Below are 18,744 nucleotides of genomic sequence, written 5' to 3'. Positions count from 1 at the left end.
AATCTGGGAAAGCTGATGTTGCCGCGGCTGTTTTTGGACATACTGGAAATGGAGGTGATCTGGACTGTATGGGTAATGAAGACAATCAAAAACAGCCGGAAGAGCTTGAGCAGAATAAGCGTGAAACCCCGATGACTTTCACCGGAAGGGTGATCATGACTGGCTTTGTCGGCGGAGTGCTCTGGAGTGCACTCGGTGAGCTGGCGTACCTTTTTAAGTTCTCCGAGGTCAATGCGAACATGATTCTCCAGCCTTTTGTCATCGGCGACTGGAAAAACGGATTTCTCGGAACGTTTATCAGCATACTCTTGATCGGAGTGATTTCCATCGGGGCTGCCTTGCTTTACTACGGCACTTTGAAGCAGGTCAGAGGCATGTGGGCAGGCATTGTCTATGGAGCCGTTTTGTGGGCTGTCGTGTTTTACCTGTTCAATCCGATGTTTCCCGATGTTCAGACAGTGGCTGAATTAAAGAGGGAAACGATTGTGACGACGCTGTGCATTTATCTGCTTTACGGTTTATTCGTCGGCTATTCCATTTCGTTTGAATACAATGAGCTCAATTCTGAAAAACTGACGCGCGCCCTTGGAGAAACAAGAGAATAGTGCCTGATCAGGAAGCAATATGATAAAATGTTCACTGTAAGTGGACATTTTTTTGCGTGATGAGAAGGGGGAGGCAGAGTTGCCGCATATTTTAATTTTGAACGGACCGAATTTAAACCGGCTTGGAAAACGCGAACCCGATGTATACGGGACAGACACATTAACCGATTTGGAACAAAGACTTTTTCAATTTGCCGAAGGCATTCAGACAGAATTGACTTTTTTTCAGTCAAACCACGAAGGGGACCTGATTGATGCTCTTCATGAGGCAGAGGAGCAATACGATGGAATCGTCTTGAATCCGGGGGCTTTCTCGCATTACAGCTATGCCCTCCGCGATGCGGTGGCTGCAATCAGCATACCGGTGATTGAGGTTCATCTTTCAAATCCTCATGCAAGGGAAGAGTTCCGGCACCGCTCGGTCATCGCTCCGGTTGCAAGAGGCCAGATCACCGGACTCGGCTTTGAAGGTTATAAGCTGGCCATCTCTTATTTTATGAACACAAATAACAAATAGGGGGACTAGTGGACAATGAAACTAAACAAATTGAGAGAGCTTTTCGGCGGTTTAGGCATTGACGGTATATTGGTGACGAGCGGCGTTAATTTGCGGTACATCACCGGATTTACCGGATCTTCAGGACTGGCGGTCATCTCAGACGATCAAGCAGTCTTTATTACGGATTTCCGCTATACAGAACAGGCGAAGGATCAAATCAAAAGCTTTGACATCGTTCAGCATGCCGGCGGAATCGTTCAAAAGACCGCCGAAGTGATCAAAGAGATGGGGATAAACAAAATCGGTTTTGAACAGGATAAAATGACATACGGAACGTATGCCGCCTACAAAGAGCAGCTTGGCGCAGCTGAACTCGTTCCCGTTTCTCAATCTGTGGAAAAGTTGCGCTTGATTAAGTCAAGTGAAGAGATTAAGATATTAAAGGAAGCTGCAAAGATTGCAGATGATGCATTCAGCCATATTCTGACGGTCATCAAGCCCGGCATCACCGAAATTGAAGTCGCCAATGAGCTCGAGTTTTACATGCGGAGCCAGGGAGCCGATCATTCGTCCTTCGATATGATCGTGGCGTCAGGCGTACGCTCAAGTCTGCCGCACGGAGTGGCAAGCGGCAAAGCGATCGAGAAAGGCGACCTTGTGACGCTGGACTTTGGGGCTTACTATAAAGGTTACTGCTCGGACATTACGCGTACAGTCGCGGTAGGAGAGCCGGATGATGAGCTGAAACGCATTTATCAAACCGTGTTTGAGGCGCAGGCTATCGGCATGCGGAGCATCAAGCCGGGAATCACCGGGAAACAGGCTGACGCATACACAAGGGACTACATATCTTCACAAGGCTACGGCGATTATTTCGGCCATTCAACAGGCCATGGCCTCGGCATGGAAGTTCATGAAAGTCCGGCGCTTTCAGCACGTTCTGACCAGATGCTTGAAAAAGGCATGGTTGTAACGGTTGAACCGGGAATTTACATACCGGGCAAAGGCGGGGTCAGGATAGAAGATGATATTGTCCTGACAGAGGAAGGAAACGAATCCCTTACCCATTCCGCGAAAGATTTAATTATTTTATAATCCGTTTGATTGGAGCAATAGGAGGATAATCATGATTTCAGTAAACGATTTTCGCACAGGTTTAACGATTGAAGTAGACGGAGGGATTTGGCGCGTTGTTGACTTCCAGCACGTTAAGCCGGGAAAAGGCGCGGCATTTGTCCGCTCAAAATTGAGAAATCTTCGCACAGGTGCGATTCAGGAAAAAACATTCCGCGCAGGTGAAAAAGTGGCCCGCGCCCAAATTGAAACAAAAACGATGCAGTACTTGTATGCCAACGGCGATCAGCACGTTTTTATGGATACGACATCTTACGAGCAGCTTGAGCTGAACGAGAAGCAAATCGAACACGAGCTCAAATTCCTGCTTGAAAATATGTCTGTTCAGATCATGATGTATCAGACAGAGACGATTGGAATCGAACTTCCGAACACGGTCGAACTGAAAGTTGTTGAAACAGAACCGGGCATTAAAGGCGACACAGCCTCAGGCGGAACAAAACCAGCAAAAACAGAAACAGGCCTTGTCGTCAACGTGCCATTCTTCGTAAACGAAGGAGATACGCTTGTTGTCAATACTTCTGACGGTTCTTACGTATCAAGAGCATAAAGGTAACAGCGGGAAAGAGCCGGCTTCATTGAAGCCGGCTCTTTTTTTGCTGTCTGAAATCTTTTACCTCTCACATGCCAAATAGAAAAATCGGAAGACTACTTTTTCAAAGGAGAGCATAGAGTGTAAAAAAAGAGGAAGTGTTACTGGAGGTTTAAGATCATGAAGCTTTTCTTTGGACAAGTCAATCCGACGGTTTTGACAATGGCGGCGTTAAGGGTGGTATCATCTTTGATCGAACTGACGGCGGCTGTTGTGATGCTTTTGACAAACGACGTCAGAAAAGCTGTGGCGGTCAACAGCGTACTGGCCATGGTCGGGCCGCTCATCTTTATTATTACAATGACAATCGGCATCTATCAGATTGCAGGGCAGCTTTCTTACGCAAAGCTGATTTTGATCTTTATGGGAGTGGTTTTGATCATCGCGGGGATCTATAAATAGCGACACATGATAAGAGAGGGCGACTTGTCATAATGTCTTCCTTTGATCATACATTTTTATAGAAGACAAGCAAAAAGAGGAGGGAGTGTTTTTGCACCACATCACAGAGATTCTCCCCGATACGATCAAACGCGCGCTCAGCGGTCTTGGCGACCATGAAATCGATCAGATAGAAGAAATTCGGGTTCGGACAAGTCGTCCGCTGGAACTGGTGAACAAAGGAAAGCCGCGCTTTCTCCCTTATGTGGCGACGCCTGAAGACTCGGCGCTTCTTTTAAACAGATTGGGAAATTACAGCATGTATACACTGGAAGAGGAATTGAAAAAAGGATATGTCACGATCAGAGGCGGACACCGCGTGGGGCTTGCCGGCCGGGTTGTCGTCGAAAACGGGGCCGTCAAAGGAATCAGAGAAATATCATCATTTAATATTCGCATTGCCAAAGAAAAAATCGGCATTTCCAAACCGTATGTCCCCCATTTATTTCAAAACTCGTGGCTGAACACGCTGATTATCGGTCCGCCGCAAACCGGAAAAACAACACTGCTCAGAGACCTCGCCAGGCTGATCAGTTCGGGAAGCGGCAACGCCCCTGCCAAAAAAGTGGGGATTGTTGACGAAAGGTCTGAAATCGCAGGCTGTGTAAACGGCATACCGCAATATCGGCTCGGCGACCGGGCAGACATCCTTGACGCCTGTCCAAAAGCGGAAGGGCTGATGATGATGATCAGATCGATGAGTCCGGAGGTAATGATCGCCGATGAGATCGGGAGAATGGAAGACGCAGAAGCGCTCTTGGAAGCGGTCCACGCGGGGGTGACTGTCATCGTTTCGGCTCACGGCTACACATATGCAGATCTCGCCAGGCGTCCATCATTGAAAATGCTTCAAGAGCACCGGGTTTTTGAGCGAATCGTGGAACTTTCCAGAAAGAACGGTCCCGGCAGCCTGAGCCGCATCCTAAATGGGAACGGAGAGCCGCTCGGGGCAGCAAAGAGGATGTTATCATGCTGAAGCTTTTAGGTGCCGTGCTTATTTTGGCAGCAGCCACATGGACAGGATTTGAAATGGCGAAGCCTTTCAGGGAAAGGCCGAAGCAAATCCGCCAGCTGTTGGCCGCTTTGCAGTCTTTGGAGGCTGAAATCATGTACGGGCATACACCGCTCCGTCAGGCATCAAAACAGATCGCACACCAGCTTACCGAGCCGGTAGCCTCTTTGTTTCAGACATTTGCAGAACAGCTTGAAAAAGGCAGCGCTTCAGCAGGGACGGCATGGGAAGACAGCCTGGAGAAAGTATGGCCCGAAACGGCTCTTAAAAAGAAAGAATACGAGATTTTACGGCAATTCGGCGAAACGCTGGGCCGTCATGATCTGATTTCTCAGCAAAAACATATCAAACTGGCGTTAACCCATTTAGAGACAGAGGAAGCTGAAGCAAATCTCGCCCAGGCGAAAAATGAAAAAATGGTCAAAAGCCTTGGATTTTTGACGGGACTGCTACTGATTCTTCTATTGATGTAATGAAGAGGGGAGCATACACGAAATGGGAGTAGACGTAAATATTATTTTTCAAATTGCCGGCGTCGGGATCGTCGTCGCTTTTCTTCACACCATACTGGATCAAATGGGGAAGAAGGAATATGCCCAATGGGTCACGCTTTTAGGATTCATTTATATATTGTTCATGGTGGCAACTGTTGTCGATGATCTATTCCAAAAGATAAAAGCTGTCTTTCTATTTCAAGGATAGGGGGGCTCACTCATTGAAATCGTTCAAATCGTAGGACTGGGAATGATCGCCACCTTCCTCAGCTTGATTGTGAAAGAGCAAAAACCGACGTTTGCTTTTTTGATTGTCGTTTTTGCCGGCTGCACGATTTTTTTATTCTTAGTAGATCAGGTCTACGAAATCATTCGGATGATTGAAAAAATAGCTGCCAATGCCAACATCAACATGATGTATGTCGAAACGATTTTGAAGATTATCGGGATTGCTTATATTGCGGAGTTTGGCGCCCAGCTGACAAAGGATGCCGGACAGGGTGCGATTGCTTCGAAGATCGAATTGGCAGGCAAAATCCTCATCTTAGTCATGGCTGTGCCTATTTTAACCGTGATTATCGAAACGATCATCGGACTCATCCCTTCCATGTCTTAGTCAGAAAGGAGGATTTCCTGAGTGAAGCGTTTTCTGTTCTGGCTCTTGGTCATCGGAATCGTATGCTTTGGAGCGCATAATGTACAAGCTTCGCCAAAAGAAGCGGAGCCGGCTGGGGAAACCGCTGCAGAAGAATCGGCAGAAGCCATTGCAAGAGAGCAGGCTGAAGGTTTGGAACTAGACCGGGTCGGGGAGTTCTGGAACAACATTTTGACAGAGTATGGGGGACACCTTCCCGAAAGTCAAAAAGGAAGCCTGCTTGAATTTGTCAAAGGAGAAAAGCACTTTTCGCCTGAGGAATGGGGCAAAGCGCTGTTTTCCTACTTGTTCCATGAAGTGCTGGCTAACGGGAAACTGCTGGGGACGCTGATCCTGTTGACCATCTTCTGCGTCCTGCTTCAGCTTTTGCAAAACGCGTTTCAACAAAGCACCGTCAGCAAAGTGGCGTATGCAATTGTCTACATGGTGCTGATTATTCTTGCGCTCAACAGCTTTCGGGTTGCCGTCACATATGCGAATGAAGCGATTCAGACGATGACAAGCTTTATCCTGTCGCTCGTACCTCTGCTTCTGGCGCTGATGGCGACTTCGGGGGGAGCCGCCTCAGCCGCATTCTTTCATCCGGTCATTCTTTTTCTCATGAACACGAGCGGCTTGTTTATCCAATATATCGTGTTGCCGCTTTTATTTTTATCAGCGATTTTAAGCATTGTCAGCACGATGACGGACCAATATAAAGTCACACAGCTGGCCCAGCTCCTCAGAAATGCGGCGATCGGCACGCTGGCTGCATTTTTGACCGTATTCCTCGGTGTCATCTCGGTTCAGGGCGCCTCAGCCGCAGTGACGGACGGCATTACTTTGCGGACGGCAAAATTCATTACCGGAAACTTCATCCCCGTATTGGGCCGCATGTTTACCGAAGCGACAGACACGGTGATCAGCGCGTCTCTCCTGCTGAAAAACACCGTCGGGATACTCGGTGTGGCAATCTTAATTTGCATCGCAGCCTTTCCCGCGATCAAAATCCTTTCCCTCGCGCTCATATACAAAATTGCCGCGGCGGTTCTCCAGCCTCTCGGAGGCGGCCCGGTTATCAGCTGCCTGGATGTCATCAGCAAAAGCGTCATCTACATTTTCGCGGCCATGGCCATCGTTTCGCTGATGTTTTTCTTAAGCTTAACCGTGATCATTACAGCGGGGAATCTGACGATGATGATGAAGTAGGGAGGGATGAGATGGAATTTCTGACAGAGTGGCTCACGAATATTATTCTATTTATTCTGATGGCGATCGTCATCGATATGCTTCTGCCGAATTCGAGCATGCAAAAATACGCGAAAATGGTGATCAGCCTGCTCTTGATCGTTGTAATACTGAACCCGATCTTCTCTTTATTCAGGACAGATCCGGATGTGATTTTTGAGAAGCTTACAAAAAACGGACAAGTTCAGTCAAACGAAATAAAAAATCAGCTGAATTCAGAAAAAAAAGAAATACAAGCCTCACAACAAGCATATATCTTAGAACAGATGGCTGTTCAATTGGAAAAGAACGCAGAGGGCAGGTTTACAAGCGACAAATACAAGATAGACCGAGTCGAGGTCTCTTCTGACAGCCAGCTGAAAACAGAGAAAGACCTCAGTAAGCATGCGGAAGTCTCGGTATTCTTGAAACCAGCATCGGAAAAAACGGTCCAAGCCGTCGCTCCTGTCGAGATCAATACGGACCGGAGCTACCAGTCCATGCAGGAAAGAGAAAAGAAAGAGACGGGGGAAGTCAGAGAACAGCTAGCAGGCATCTGGGAAATAAGCCCCGACAAGATTACAGTTCATATCGAAGGGGGAGAACGAAGCGGCAATGAATAAAAGAACCTGGATCGAAAAGCTGATCGGCCACCTGCTCCCGAAAGACGAGAAAGGCGGAAAAAAGCTGACGAAATATCACTACTTTCTGCTGCTTTTTGTTCTCGGCGTTTCCTTCATGCTCGTCAGCCAGATCTTCTCTTCCGAACCTTCCCAAGAGCCAGCGGCAGATCAGCCGGCGGCTTCACAAAAAGCTACGTCTGAAAGCACCGTACAGAGCGGTGAAGGAGAAAAAGAAGTGTTCAAGCCCGCCTCAGATGACAAACCGAAGGAATCGATCCAAGATTACGAACAGGAATATGAAAATCAGCTCAAAGACATATTGGAAACCATCATCGGCGTTGAGGACGTGTCAATCGTCGTCAATGTTGATGCAACCTCATTGAAAATATTCGAGAAAAACAGAAAAACCCAGGAAACTTCAACGAATGAGACAGATAAACAGGGAGGCAAGCGGACGGTGTCTGAAATGTCTTCAGACGAAGAAATCGTCATCATCAAAAACGGAGATAAAGAGACGCCTGTCGTCGTTCAGACGAAAAAGCCCGATATCAGGGGTGTTCTCGTTGTCGCTCAGGGAGTCGACAACGTTCAAATAAAAAAGACCATTATTGAAGCAGTGACAAGGGTTCTTGATGTTCCGAGCCACCGCGTCGCTGTTGCCCCTAAAAAAATGAAGGAGGATTCATAAATGATGCTGAAAAAACAAACGGTTTGGCTTTTAACCATGTTAAGTCTCGTCGTTGTACTGAGTGTCTACTACATTATGTCGCCCGAAGGAGAAAATGTCGTCACGGTTGATGACAAGGAACAAGTTGCCGCTGAAAAAGAAAAACCGATGAAAGAAGAGCCTGCCAAGGATGGCAAAGATGATACCGCGCCTGCTAAAGACAAAACTGAAGGGAAAGATACAAAAGATAAAGAAACGTCTGCGAGTGAGCAGAACGGAGAGGTTGTCACAGAGGAATCATCGGGTGATGAAGATTTATTCACAACATACCGCATGGAAATGGACGATCAGCGCAGCAGGGAGAGGGAGGAATTAACCGAAATCGTCAGAAGCGATAAAGCGACGGCAAAAGAAAAAAGCGAAGCTTACGACAAGATGACAGAGCTCAGCGAAGCTGAAGGAACGGAAAAGACCCTTGAAACCCTCATCAAAACAAAAGGCTATAAAGACGCCTTGGTCAACGCCGACGGCGATAAAGTCAATATTACGGTGAAGGCGAAGGAGCACTCGAAAGCCGCTGCCACCGATATCATCGACATCGTCGCAAAAGAAGTGAAAAACTTAAACGATGTGGCTGTAACGTTCGAGCCAGCAGATTAAACCTATCCCGCTTGCAAAAAGCGGGATTTTTTTATGCCTAAGGCCCCTGTTGGTGCAGGGCGTCCATGATTGTAGTTGAATTCGGCATTCCTCTCCTGTAAGATGAATATAGTATGTACTTTTAGTACTAACTGATAAATGCGTAAAATCTTTTTCATTAGGAGTGCGATAGCATGTTAAACATTGATGAAATCAGACAGTTGATAAAATTAATTGATGAATCTTCGATAAATGAATTTACATACGAAAACGAAGGATCGAAGGTTGAACTGAAAAAACAAAGCGGAACCGTGCAAACCATTCAGCAAGTGGCTGCGGCGCCTGTTCAGGCACCGGCTCCGGAAGCTCAGGCCAAGCAAGCGCCTGTTCAGGATGCGCCTGCAAAAGAAGAAGCGGCAAAAGAAGGCGGAAACTTCCACAAGATCACCTCTCCGATGGTTGGAACGTTTTATGCATCTTCTTCGCCTGAAGCCGACCCTTACGTAACAGTCGGCTCGAAGGTAACAGAGTCCTCTGTCGTCTGCATTGTGGAAGCGATGAAGCTCTTCAATGAGATCGAAGCCGAAGTGAAAGGCGAGATCGTTGAAGTATTAGTTGAAAACGGCCAGCTGGTTGAATACGGACAACCTTTATTTTTAGTAAAAGCAGAGTAAGGAGCAATAAGATGATCAAAAAGCTATTAATTGCGAACAGGGGAGAAATTGCTGTCAGGATTATCAGAGCTTGTAAAGAACTGGGGATTGAAACGGTAGCCGTCTTTTCCGAGGCCGACAGAGAGGCGCTCCATGTTCAGATGGCTGATGAAGCATTTTGCATCGGACCTAAGCTTTCAAAAGACAGCTACTTGAATATAACGAACATCGTCAGCGTCGCCAAAATGACCGGTGCTGATGCGATTCACCCCGGCTACGGCTTCCTGGCAGAAAACGCCGATTTTGCCGAGCTTTGCGAAGAGGTAAATGTAACCTTTGTCGGGCCGACAGCAGACGCGATTTCCAAGATGGGGACAAAGGATGTTGCAAGGGAAACAATGCAGCAGGCCGGTGTTCCGATCGTACCGGGCTCCAAAGGAATTATTGAAGATATTGAAGATGCGGTTTCATTGGCCCGCGATATAGGGTATCCTGTCATTATAAAGGCAACTGCCGGGGGCGGCGGAAAAGGAATCAGGGTCGCCCGGACGGAAGAAGAGCTGATCAACGGCATTAAAATCACTCAGCAGGAAGCTGCCACCGCTTTCGGCAACCCGGGTGTGTACATTGAAAAATACATTGAAGATTTCAGACACGTCGAAATCCAAGTGCTTGCAGACACACACGGAAACACGATTCATTTGGGGGAACGCGACTGCTCAATCCAAAGAAGGCTCCAAAAGCTGCTTGAAGAAACCCCTTCACCTGCTCTGGATGAAGGAATCAGGGAGCAGATGGGGCAGGCCGCTGTCAAAGCGGCTGAAGCCGTGAAGTACACGGGAGCGGGAACGGTAGAATTTATTTACGATTACCGCGAGCAGAAGTTCTACTTTATGGAAATGAACACGCGCATTCAGGTTGAGCATCCGGTAACAGAGATGGTGACGGGCGTTGATTTGATTAAAGAGCAGATCAGAGTGGCGTCAGGCGAAAAATTAACCCTCACCCAGGATGAAGTCACCTTTAACGGATGGGCAATCGAATGCCGGATTAATGCGGAAAACCCTGAGAAAAACTTCATGCCTTCTCCGGGAAAAATCGAGATGTATCTGCCTCCGGGAGGGCTCGGCGTCAGAGTGGACTCCGCGGCTTATCCGGGATACTCGATTCCCCCTTATTACGACAGCATGATTGCCAAAGTCATCACTTACGGAAAGACGAGGGAAGAAGCTGTTTCAAGGATGAAAAGAGCGCTGAGCGAATTCGTCATCGAAGGCGTTCATACGACGATACCGTTCCATCTGAAGCTGCTTGAGCACGAAACATTCGTAAGCGGAGAATTTAATACGAAGTTTTTAGAAATATATGATGTAATGGGGTCGTAATTTTAACGGAGGTGAACATATTGAAAGACGACAACAGCTTATTGGAAATGAGCCATGAAGACAATCATTTGGGAAAAGTGGAAATCGCTCCGGAAGTGATTGAAGTCATTGCCGGAATCGCAGCTTCCGAAGTTGAAGGCGTAGCTGAAATGCGCGGCAATTTTGCGACAGGTGTCGTAGAACGGTTTGGAAAAAAGAATCACGGCAAAGGCGTCAAAGTTGATTTGTCCGATGACGGAATTATCATTGATGTTTATTGCGTGATGATGTTTGGCGTGTCGATTCCTAAAGTTGCGAATGCCGTTCAGGATAATATCCGCCAGACGCTTCTCAATATGACAGCTCTTTCGATTAATGAAATCAATATTCACATCGTTGGCATTCAATTCGATTCAAAAACGCACGAGGTGGAAATCGATCAAGAGATGTAGTGCGGTGAAGTGGAAGAACCAAGGGGAATGACGGCCCTTTGGTTTTTTCATGTTCCGTTTTAAAAAATGACGTTTAAAAGCATCTTTCCGCCGATATCGATCAAAAATAAGATGAACCGGAGAGTTTGTTGAGAAGTTCGAAAAACGAATGATAATAAACGATTGTTCCTTATTATTCGGTTATTGACGATAAAACCGCGATTTTTGCATGCGGAAAGACTAAAAATATGATATGATCTCTTTGTGGCTTAAACGGCAAGCAGCAAAGAGGGTAAAAGGAGAAAAAGAAAGAATGAAAAGAAGAACAGCAAGAGAAAAGGCTTTGCAGTCACTATTCCAGATTGATGTCAGTGATATAGAACCGAATGAAGCGATGCAGCATGCCTTGGACGGGCAGGAAAGCGATGCTTTTTTCGAACAGCTCGTTTACGGGGTCTTAGAGAACAAAGAGAAAATCGATGAGATGATCAAGCGGCATCTCGTCAATTGGAAGCTTGACAGGCTGGCGAATGTCGACCGCGCGATTTTGCGTTTGTCCGCCTACGAAATGATCTTTTTAGATGACATACCTGTCAACGTCTCTATGAATGAAGCGATTGAACTGGCAAAGCAATTTGGTGATGACAAGTCGGCGAAGTTTGTAAACGGTGTTCTTTCTAACATTAAATCCGATCTTGAATAATCTAGGAGGAGAGCAAATGACAGCAACCATCATCGACGGGAAAGAAACAGCAAAGGAAAAGCGCGGGCAGCTGGCCAAGGAAGTTGAAGAGCTGAAAAAACAAGGAGTTACCCCGGGACTGGCCGTTATTTTAATTGGTGATGATCCGGCGTCTCTTTCATATGTACGGGGAAAGAAAAAAGCAGCTGAAGCAATGGGGATTCGTTTTCAGCTGGATCATTTCGATGCAAGCTTCACTGAACAGGAGCTTCTTGAAGTGATTGACCAGTACAATCAAAATGACGACTTTCACGGAATTCTTGTCCAGCTGCCTCTTCCGGATCATATTTCCGAACAAGCGGTGATCGAGAGAATATCCCCTGAGAAAGATGTTGACGGTTTTCATCCATTAAACGTAGGGAAGATGCTGCTTGGCGAAGATACGTTTCTGCCTTGCACGCCTGCGGGGATCGTGGAGCTTTTAAAGAAAACCGAGATTGACCTGTCGGGAAAAGAGGTTGTTGTCGTCGGACGAAGCAATATCGTCGGAAAGCCGGTAGGGCAGCTGCTCTTGAACGAAAACGCAACCGTTACGTACTGCCATTCAAGAACGGCCGACATTACGGCTCATACAAAAAAAGCCGACATTCTGATTGTCGCTGTCGGAAAGGCGAATTTCATCAAAGCGGATCAAATTAAAGAGGGAGCCGTCGTCATCGATGTCGGCGTCAACCGCCTTGACAACGGAAAGCTCGCCGGTGATGTCGATTTTGAAGAAGCGAAGGAAAAGGCTTCCTATATTACACCTGTACCGGGCGGTGTCGGTCCGATGACGATTACAATGCTGGCCCACAACACGGTTAAATCAGCGAAGCGTACAATTCAACTTTAATGTACAGCCGTTCATCCGCCTGGTCTCGCGCCGGCGGATGAACGTTCTTGTGCCTTCTTAGAAAGGAGACTGTGCCATGAGTGAAATATCATTTGTCACGGTCACGGCTTTGACAAAATATATTAAGCGCAAATTTGACGTGGACCCTCATCTTGAAGATATTTGGATCAAGGGCGAGCTGTCAAATGTTAAAATACATAGCAGAGGCCATATTTATTTCACACTGAAAGATGATAACGCCCGCATCCAATCCGTCATGTTCGCCAGACAAAACAGGAATCTCGCCTTTACCCCTGAAAACGGGATGAAAGTATTGGTGAGAGGCGGCATTTCGGTATATGAACCGAGCGGCAGCTATCAGCTTTATGCAAAAGAAATCCAGCCGGACGGCATAGGTGCGCTTCATCTCGCGTATGAGGAACTTAAGAAAAAGCTATCGCAAGAAGGCTTATTTGATGAAAAATACAAGAAACCCATCCCCGCGTTCCCATCCGTCGTCGGTGTTGTCACGTCTCCAACTGGAGCGGCTGTACGCGATGTGATCACCACCATTAAAAGAAGATATCCCCTTGTAAAAGTGATCGTCCTTCCTACGCTCGTTCAAGGAGTAAACGCGGGCGAGTCCATCGTAAGCAGCATTGAAGAGGCTAACCGCAGAGACTTATGCGATGTATTAATCGTCGGTCGAGGAGGAGGATCGATCGAAGAGCTGTGGGCATTTAACGAAGAGGCCGTCGCCAGGGCCATTTTTTCTTCTGACATTCCGATCATTTCTGCCGTCGGGCATGAAACGGATTTTACAATCAGCGATTTTGTCGCCGATTTGCGCGCGGCAACCCCGACAGGAGCGGCCGAACTGGCCGTACCTAATATGCTTGATTTGCTGGAGCGTCTGAAAACGCTCGAAGCGAGAATGACAAAATCGATGCAGCAGGACTTAAAAAAGCGGCAGGAGCGGGTGAAAAACCTTCAGTCCTCCTATGCCTTCCGATACCCGAAGCGGCTATATGCCCAAAAGGAACAGGAATTCGACCTGATATTCGACCGTTTCCAAAAACAGCTGGCGATGACCGTCGACCGCAAAAAACAAAAACTGAACGAACAGACATACAAGCTGGAGATGCTTCATCCCGAGGAGCAGCTTAAACAAGCGCGAAAAAGGCATGAAGAGCAAACAGTCCGGCTGAAGCGGAATATGAAAGTGCAGCTGAAGCAGATTCACTCGCAGTTTCAAACGGTTCTTGGTAAACTGAATGCATTAAGCCCTCTCCAAGTGATGGAAAGAGGGTACAGTTTGACATATAAAGAAAACGAATTGATTAAAAGTATTGAACAGGTTCATGAAAAAGACGAGATCCGCGTCACATTAAACGATGGGACGCTGACCTGTGAGGTACTGCAAAAGAGAGGCGAAACAAATGGCTGAAGAAAACAAAACAAACCGGGATGACCTGACATTTGAAGAGGCGATGAAAGGTTTGGAACAGATCGTATCAAAGCTTGAAGAAGGGGACGTGCCTTTGGAAAAGGCGATCGACTATTTCCAGGAGGGGATGGCTCTTTCGAAAATATGCCACGAAAAACTGCAAAATGTCGAAAAACAGATGGACTTCATTTTGCGGGAAAACGGGGAATTAGCTCCTTTCAGTGTTCGGGAGGAGGAAAAAGGTGACCGGTAAACTTGAAGGATTTTTAAAATCGAGAAAAACAGTAATTGAAGAGCGCCTTCCGATGTATATTAAAGACTTGCAAGCGCCGTCCATCCTCAAGGAATCCATGCTGTACTCATTGGAAGCCGGGGGGAAACGGCTGAGACCGATATTGGTTCTTGCGCTTCTTCATGCGTACGGAAAAGACGAAGAAGCCGGAATTCCAGTCGGATGCGCGGTTGAAATGATCCATACGTATTCATTAATCCATGACGACCTCCCTTGTATGGATGACGATGACCTCAGAAGAGGTAAGCCGACAAACCACAAAATTTACGGGGAGGCGACGGCCATTCTCGCGGGAGACGCCTTATTAACCGAAAGCTTCAAAATGATCACTTCCAATATGCCTTCTGATGTATCCGCTGAAAAGCGCATCAGACTGGTGAACGAGCTGATTTCGGCAGCGGGGGCCGAAGGCATGGTCGGCGGTCAGATTTTAGATATGGAAGCGGAATCAAAGTCTGTATCTCTTGATGAACTGCAGCGAATCCACGAAGGAAAAACGGCTAAACTCCTCAGCTTCAGCGTCATTGCGGGAGCCATTCTTGCAGATGCATCTGAAAAAGAGATCGAAAAGCTGCGCGAATTCAGCCATCATATCGGCATCGGCTTTCAGATCAGAGATGACATTTTGGACCTTGAAGGCTCGGAGGATAAGATCGGCAAACGGATCGGATCCGACGCTTCAAACGGAAAGTCGACGTATCCGTCGCTCCTTTCGCTTGAGGGCGCCAGCCAAAAACTTGATGAACATATTGAAAAAGCAAAACAGCTGATTTCAGAGCTTCCGCTTGAAAAAGAGCTTATGTACGAGTTCTGCGATATGATTGCCGCTAGGGATCATTGATACAGGGCTTCCATTTGAGCATCAAAGGCTTATTGTGATAAAATGTAGAGAGTTGAACTCTAAAACGCCGCGCCGTTATCACGTTGTGTTAGCGGCTGTTTTTTCAAACGAAGCGTCCGCATATGCAAGTTTGCGCATGGGGATGAATTCATCATATAATAATTCAAGCTGAAAACCTAAAACGAAGCAAGGCGCATACTTGCAGAAATCATGCTGAAAGTGAGTTGATCCGATTGGATCTGTTATCGATAAAGGACCCTGCATTTTTGAAGAACCTTTCAAATGAAGAACTGGAAAGCTTGAGCGCTGAAATTCGCCGTTTTTTAATTGAAACGCTTTCTGAATCCGGAGGGCACATTGGTCCGAATCTCGGCGTTGTCGAGCTTACCATTGCATTGCATAAAGAATTTGACAGCCCGAAAGATAAGTTCTTGTGGGATGTGGGGCATCAATCGTATGTTCATAAACTGTTGACTGGCCGCGGAAAGGACTTCGCCACGCTGCGCCAGCATAAAGGGCTGTGCGGTTTTCCAAAGCGGAATGAAAGCGAACATGATGTCTGGGAAACGGGCCACAGCTCGACTTCTCTCTCCGGTGCGATGGGGATGGCGGCTGCGAGAGACTTAAAAGGCACAAACGAATATATCATCCCGATCATCGGAGACGGTGCACTGACCGGCGGCATGGCTCTTGAAGCGCTTAACCATATCGGCCATGAACAAAAAGATATGATTGTCATTTTGAATGACAACGAAATGAGCATCGCTCCAAACGTCGGAGCGATTCATTCCATGCTCGGAAGGCTGCGTACAGCCGGAAAATACCAATGGGTCAAAGATGAGCTCGAGTATTTGTTCAAGCGGATTCCTGCTGTTGGCGGAAAGCTTGCCGCTACAGCCGAACGGATTAAAGACAGCCTTAAATATCTGCTCGTATCCGGGATGTTCTTTGAAGAGCTTGGATTTACGTATTTAGGGCCTGTAGACGGCCATTCCTACGATGAACTGTTTGAGAACTTGCAGTATGCGAAGAAAACGAAAGGCCCGGTACTCCTCCATGTTATTACGAAAAAAGGAAAAGGCTACAAGCCTGCGGAAACTGATAAAACCGGAACATGGCACGGAACCGGCCCATATAAAATCGATACCGGTGACTTTGTCAAACCGAAAGCTGCTGCACCATCATGGAGCTCGCTCGTAAGCGAAACGGTCAGGAAGCTTGCCCGCGAGGATGAACGGATTGTGGCCATTACTCCGGCCATGCCTGTCGGTTCAAAACTTGAAGGGTTTGCGAGCGAATTTCCGGAGCGCATGTTTGATGTCGGCATTGCGGAACAGCATGCGGCAACGATGGCGGCGGGACTTGCGACACAGAATATGAAGCCGTTTCTGGCGATCTATTCGACATTTCTTCAGCGCGCCTATGACCAGGTTGTCCATGATATCTGCCGGCAAAATCTAAATGTATTTATCGGCATTGACAGAGCAGGTCTCGTCGGCGCCGACGGGGAAACACACCAGGGCGTGTTTGACATTGCTTTTTTACGGCATATTCCGAATTTGGTTCTCATGATGCCAAAAGACGAAAACGAAGGCCAGCACATGGTCAACACGGCTGTCAAATACGACGACGGCCCGATTGCCATGCGCTTTCCGCGCGGAAACGGACTCGGCGTCAAAATGGATAAAGAATTAAAAACGATCCCGATCGGAACGTGGGAAGTGCTGCGACCTGGGACAGACGCGGTCATTTTAACGTTCGGCACCACCATTCCGATGGCGCTTGCTGCCGCGGAGGAGCTGCAAAAAGAAGGCCGTTCGGTCAGAGTGGTAAACGCCCGTTTTATCAAGCCGCTCGATGAAAACATGCTGAAGGAAATCCTGAACGAGGGGCTTCCGATTTTAACGATCGAAGAGGCTGTGCTTCAAGGCGGATTCGGCAGCTCGATCCTTGAGTTTGCCCATGAACATCAGTCTTACAGTCCGATCATTGACAGAATGGGGATACCTGATCAATTTATTGAACACGGCAGCGTCGCCAAGCTTCTGGAAGAGATCGGAATGACAAAAGAAGACGTCATCAGACGAATAAGACTTTTGACGCCCGTAAAGACTCATAAAGGAATTGGATCATGACAGGAAAAAAAGAACGGCTCGACGTTTTATTAGTAGAAAGAGGGTTAATGGAAACGCGGGAAAAAGCGAAAAGAGCCATCATGGCCGGCATTGTCTATACGAATGAAAACAGACTGGACAAGCCGGGCGAAAAGGTCGACCGCACGATCCCGCTGACCGTTAAAGGAAACCCGTTAAAATACGTCTCAAGAGGCGGATTAAAACTTGAAAAAGCATTAAAGGAGTTTCAGCTCTCCGTTCAAGGCAAGCTGATGATTGACATCGGCTCGTCCACCGGCGGCTTTACAGACTGTGCGCTGCAAAACGGCGCTCTTTGCTCATATGCCGTTGATGTCGGTTATAATCAGCTCGCCTGGAAGCTGAGGCAGGATGAGCGGGTTGTTGTGATGGAACGCACCAATTTCCGGTATTGCACACCTGCCGATTTTACGGAAGGGCTGCCGGAGTTCGCGACGGTCGATGTCTCTTTTATCTCACTGAAAATCATCCTCCCTGTGCTGAAGAACATTTTAGTGCCGGGAAGCGACTGCATCGCTCTCGTCAAACCGCAGTTTGAAGCAGGGCGGGAATCCGTCGGGAAAAAAGGGATCGTCCGCGATCCCCTCGTCCATAAAGCTGTGCTTGATGACATCAGCCGGTTTGCGGCTCGAGAAGGATACGACTGCCGAAACGCCTCGTTTTCTCCGATTACCGGCGGCGACGGCAACATCGAATTCCTTCTCCATTTGCATTGGGACGGAGAGGCGCAATCCGGAACGCCGATAGCGGAAGAAACGATCAATCAAATTGTCGAAGAGGCTCACAAGACATTAAAAGCGAAAAAACCGGATCAGCGTGATTAAAAACCCTTGCAGGGCCGTACGGCGAATGCGAGGGTTGGCCGGCACGCAAAAAGGAATAATAGTGGGCTATTATTCCTTTTTTACTGCAAACATGTACTTTTCCGACAAAATCATTTAACATAAATGTATAAACATACACAATTTGTGTATAAAACGAGGTGTGAAATGAACAAAGGTCAAAGGCATATTAAAATCAGGGAGATTATCACCGCGAATGAAATTGAAACGCAGGATGAGCTTGTCGATATTTTAAAGAAAGACGGCTATAATGTGACGCAGGCCACCGTCTCACGGGATATTAAAGAGCTTCATTTGGTGAAGGTGCCGACAAACAACGGTTCCTACAAATACAGCCTGCCTGCTGATCAGCGCTTTAATCCCCTTTCCAAATTAAAAAGATCGTTAATGGACGCATTCGTCAAAATCGACTCAGCCAGCCATCTGATTGTGTTAAAAACAATGCCGGGAAACGCGCAGGCGATCGGGGCGCTGATGGACAATTTGGATTGGGAAGAAATCATGGGAACGATCTGCGGAGATGATACCATTTTGATCATCTGCCGGACGCATGATGATACGAAAGTCGTACAGAAGAAAATATTGGAGCTTTTATAAACGA

Annotated in this window: 24 protein-coding genes; all 24 read left to right on the top strand. The window is 47.3% G+C overall.

The features are described 5' to 3' along the window. The first annotated feature begins 68 nt into the window (after positions 1-68). Entirely contained in the window at positions 69-605 is a 537-nt protein-coding gene (locus MKY62_RS12970; protein WP_003183417.1) for a YqhR family membrane protein, read from the top strand. Positions 606-684: 79 nt separating this feature from the next. Further along, on the top strand, positions 685-1,122 hold the full coding sequence (gene aroQ / locus MKY62_RS12965; RefSeq protein WP_003183415.1) for a type II 3-dehydroquinate dehydratase: 438 nt from the start codon (positions 685-687) through the stop codon (positions 1,120-1,122). A 15-nt stretch (positions 1,123-1,137) separates the two neighbouring features. Further along, entirely contained in the window at positions 1,138-2,199 is a 1,062-nt protein-coding gene (locus MKY62_RS12960) for a Xaa-Pro peptidase family protein (RefSeq protein WP_003183414.1), read from the top strand. A gap of 31 nt (positions 2,200-2,230) precedes the next feature. Then, on the top strand, positions 2,231-2,788 hold the full coding sequence (gene efp, locus MKY62_RS12955) for an elongation factor P (protein WP_003183413.1): 558 nt from the start codon (positions 2,231-2,233) through the stop codon (positions 2,786-2,788). 162 nt (positions 2,789-2,950) lie between these two features. Continuing rightward, positions 2,951-3,232: a YqhV family protein gene (locus MKY62_RS12950; RefSeq protein ID WP_003183412.1), complete on the top strand. Its 282-nt coding sequence runs from the start codon at positions 2,951-2,953 to the stop codon at positions 3,230-3,232. A gap of 91 nt (positions 3,233-3,323) precedes the next feature. Next, a complete protein-coding gene (gene spoIIIAA / locus MKY62_RS12945) occupies positions 3,324-4,247 on the top strand; it encodes a stage III sporulation protein AA (RefSeq protein ID WP_003183411.1) in 924 nt (307 codons plus the stop codon). After that, complete coding sequence (gene spoIIIAB / locus MKY62_RS12940; protein ID WP_003183410.1) at positions 4,241-4,756, top strand: stage III sporulation protein SpoIIIAB; 516 nt, start codon at positions 4,241-4,243, stop codon at positions 4,754-4,756. The genes spoIIIAA and spoIIIAB overlap by 7 nt, the downstream gene beginning before the upstream one ends. Before the next feature lie 22 nt (positions 4,757-4,778). Next, positions 4,779-4,985 carry a stage III sporulation protein AC gene (gene spoIIIAC, locus MKY62_RS12935; RefSeq protein ID WP_003183409.1) on the top strand — a complete coding sequence of 69 codons (207 nt, stop codon included), beginning with the start codon at positions 4,779-4,781 and terminating at the stop codon, positions 4,983-4,985. A gap of 12 nt (positions 4,986-4,997) precedes the next feature. Beyond that, positions 4,998-5,393 (top strand): stage III sporulation protein AD, encoded by a 396-nt coding sequence (gene spoIIIAD / locus MKY62_RS12930; RefSeq protein ID WP_254926369.1) that lies wholly within the window; start codon positions 4,998-5,000, stop codon positions 5,391-5,393. A gap of 21 nt (positions 5,394-5,414) precedes the next feature. Beyond that, complete coding sequence (spoIIIAE, locus tag MKY62_RS12925; RefSeq protein WP_003183394.1) at positions 5,415-6,620, top strand: stage III sporulation protein AE; 1,206 nt, start codon at positions 5,415-5,417, stop codon at positions 6,618-6,620. Between the two features lie 11 nt (positions 6,621-6,631). After that, a complete protein-coding gene (gene spoIIIAF / locus MKY62_RS12920) occupies positions 6,632-7,261 on the top strand; it encodes a stage III sporulation protein AF (protein WP_003183393.1) in 630 nt (209 codons plus the stop codon). Further along, entirely contained in the window at positions 7,254-7,949 is a 696-nt protein-coding gene (spoIIIAG, locus tag MKY62_RS12915) for a stage III sporulation protein AG (RefSeq protein WP_003183392.1), read from the top strand. The genes spoIIIAF and spoIIIAG overlap by 8 nt, the downstream gene beginning before the upstream one ends. A 3-nt stretch (positions 7,950-7,952) precedes the next feature. Then, positions 7,953-8,588, top strand: a complete 636-nt coding sequence (locus MKY62_RS12910; RefSeq protein ID WP_025804877.1) for a SpoIIIAH-like family protein — start codon at positions 7,953-7,955, stop codon at positions 8,586-8,588. Positions 8,589-8,761: 173 nt separating this feature from the next. After that, a complete protein-coding gene (gene accB / locus MKY62_RS12905) occupies positions 8,762-9,241 on the top strand; it encodes an acetyl-CoA carboxylase biotin carboxyl carrier protein (protein ID WP_003183390.1) in 480 nt (159 codons plus the stop codon). An 11-nt stretch (positions 9,242-9,252) separates the two neighbouring features. Beyond that, entirely contained in the window at positions 9,253-10,605 is a 1,353-nt protein-coding gene (gene accC / locus MKY62_RS12900) for an acetyl-CoA carboxylase biotin carboxylase subunit (protein ID WP_003183389.1), read from the top strand. A gap of 47 nt (positions 10,606-10,652) precedes the next feature. Then, entirely contained in the window at positions 10,653-11,036 is a 384-nt protein-coding gene (locus MKY62_RS12895) for an Asp23/Gls24 family envelope stress response protein (protein ID WP_031314658.1), read from the top strand. 292 nt (positions 11,037-11,328) lie between these two features. Continuing rightward, the gene (nusB, locus tag MKY62_RS12890) at positions 11,329-11,718 is read left to right on the top strand and encodes a transcription antitermination factor NusB (protein WP_003183384.1); all 390 of its coding nucleotides are present in this window, start codon (positions 11,329-11,331) and stop codon (positions 11,716-11,718) included. A 16-nt stretch (positions 11,719-11,734) separates the two neighbouring features. Beyond that, a complete protein-coding gene (gene folD, locus MKY62_RS12885) occupies positions 11,735-12,589 on the top strand; it encodes a bifunctional methylenetetrahydrofolate dehydrogenase/methenyltetrahydrofolate cyclohydrolase FolD (protein ID WP_003183381.1) in 855 nt (284 codons plus the stop codon). A gap of 76 nt (positions 12,590-12,665) precedes the next feature. Continuing rightward, a complete protein-coding gene (gene xseA / locus MKY62_RS12880) occupies positions 12,666-14,015 on the top strand; it encodes an exodeoxyribonuclease VII large subunit (RefSeq protein WP_003183378.1) in 1,350 nt (449 codons plus the stop codon). Next, a complete protein-coding gene (locus MKY62_RS12875) occupies positions 14,008-14,268 on the top strand; it encodes an exodeoxyribonuclease VII small subunit (protein WP_011198110.1) in 261 nt (86 codons plus the stop codon). The genes xseA and MKY62_RS12875 overlap by 8 nt, the downstream gene beginning before the upstream one ends. Next, positions 14,258-15,148, top strand: a complete 891-nt coding sequence (locus MKY62_RS12870) for a polyprenyl synthetase family protein (RefSeq protein WP_003183374.1) — start codon at positions 14,258-14,260, stop codon at positions 15,146-15,148. Before MKY62_RS12875 ends, MKY62_RS12870 begins: the two co-directional genes overlap by 11 nt. 233 nt (positions 15,149-15,381) lie before the next feature. Continuing rightward, entirely contained in the window at positions 15,382-17,283 is a 1,902-nt protein-coding gene (dxs, locus tag MKY62_RS12865) for a 1-deoxy-D-xylulose-5-phosphate synthase (protein WP_003183372.1), read from the top strand. Continuing rightward, positions 17,280-18,125, top strand: coding sequence for a TlyA family RNA methyltransferase (locus tag MKY62_RS12860; protein ID WP_003183371.1), 846 nt, complete (start codon positions 17,280-17,282; stop codon positions 18,123-18,125). The genes dxs and MKY62_RS12860 overlap by 4 nt, the downstream gene beginning before the upstream one ends. A 165-nt stretch (positions 18,126-18,290) precedes the next feature. Next, entirely contained in the window at positions 18,291-18,740 is a 450-nt protein-coding gene (gene argR, locus MKY62_RS12855) for a transcriptional regulator ArgR (protein WP_003183369.1), read from the top strand. Positions 18,741-18,744 lie beyond the last annotated feature (4 nt).

It is taken from the genome of Bacillus sp. FSL R7-0646 (genome assembly GCF_037969865.1).
GTDB classification, from domain to species: domain Bacteria; phylum Bacillota; class Bacilli; order Bacillales; family Bacillaceae; genus Bacillus; species Bacillus licheniformis.
The sequence above is the reverse complement of the archived record's forward strand: the minus strand, read 5'-3'. Positions and strand labels throughout refer to the sequence as shown.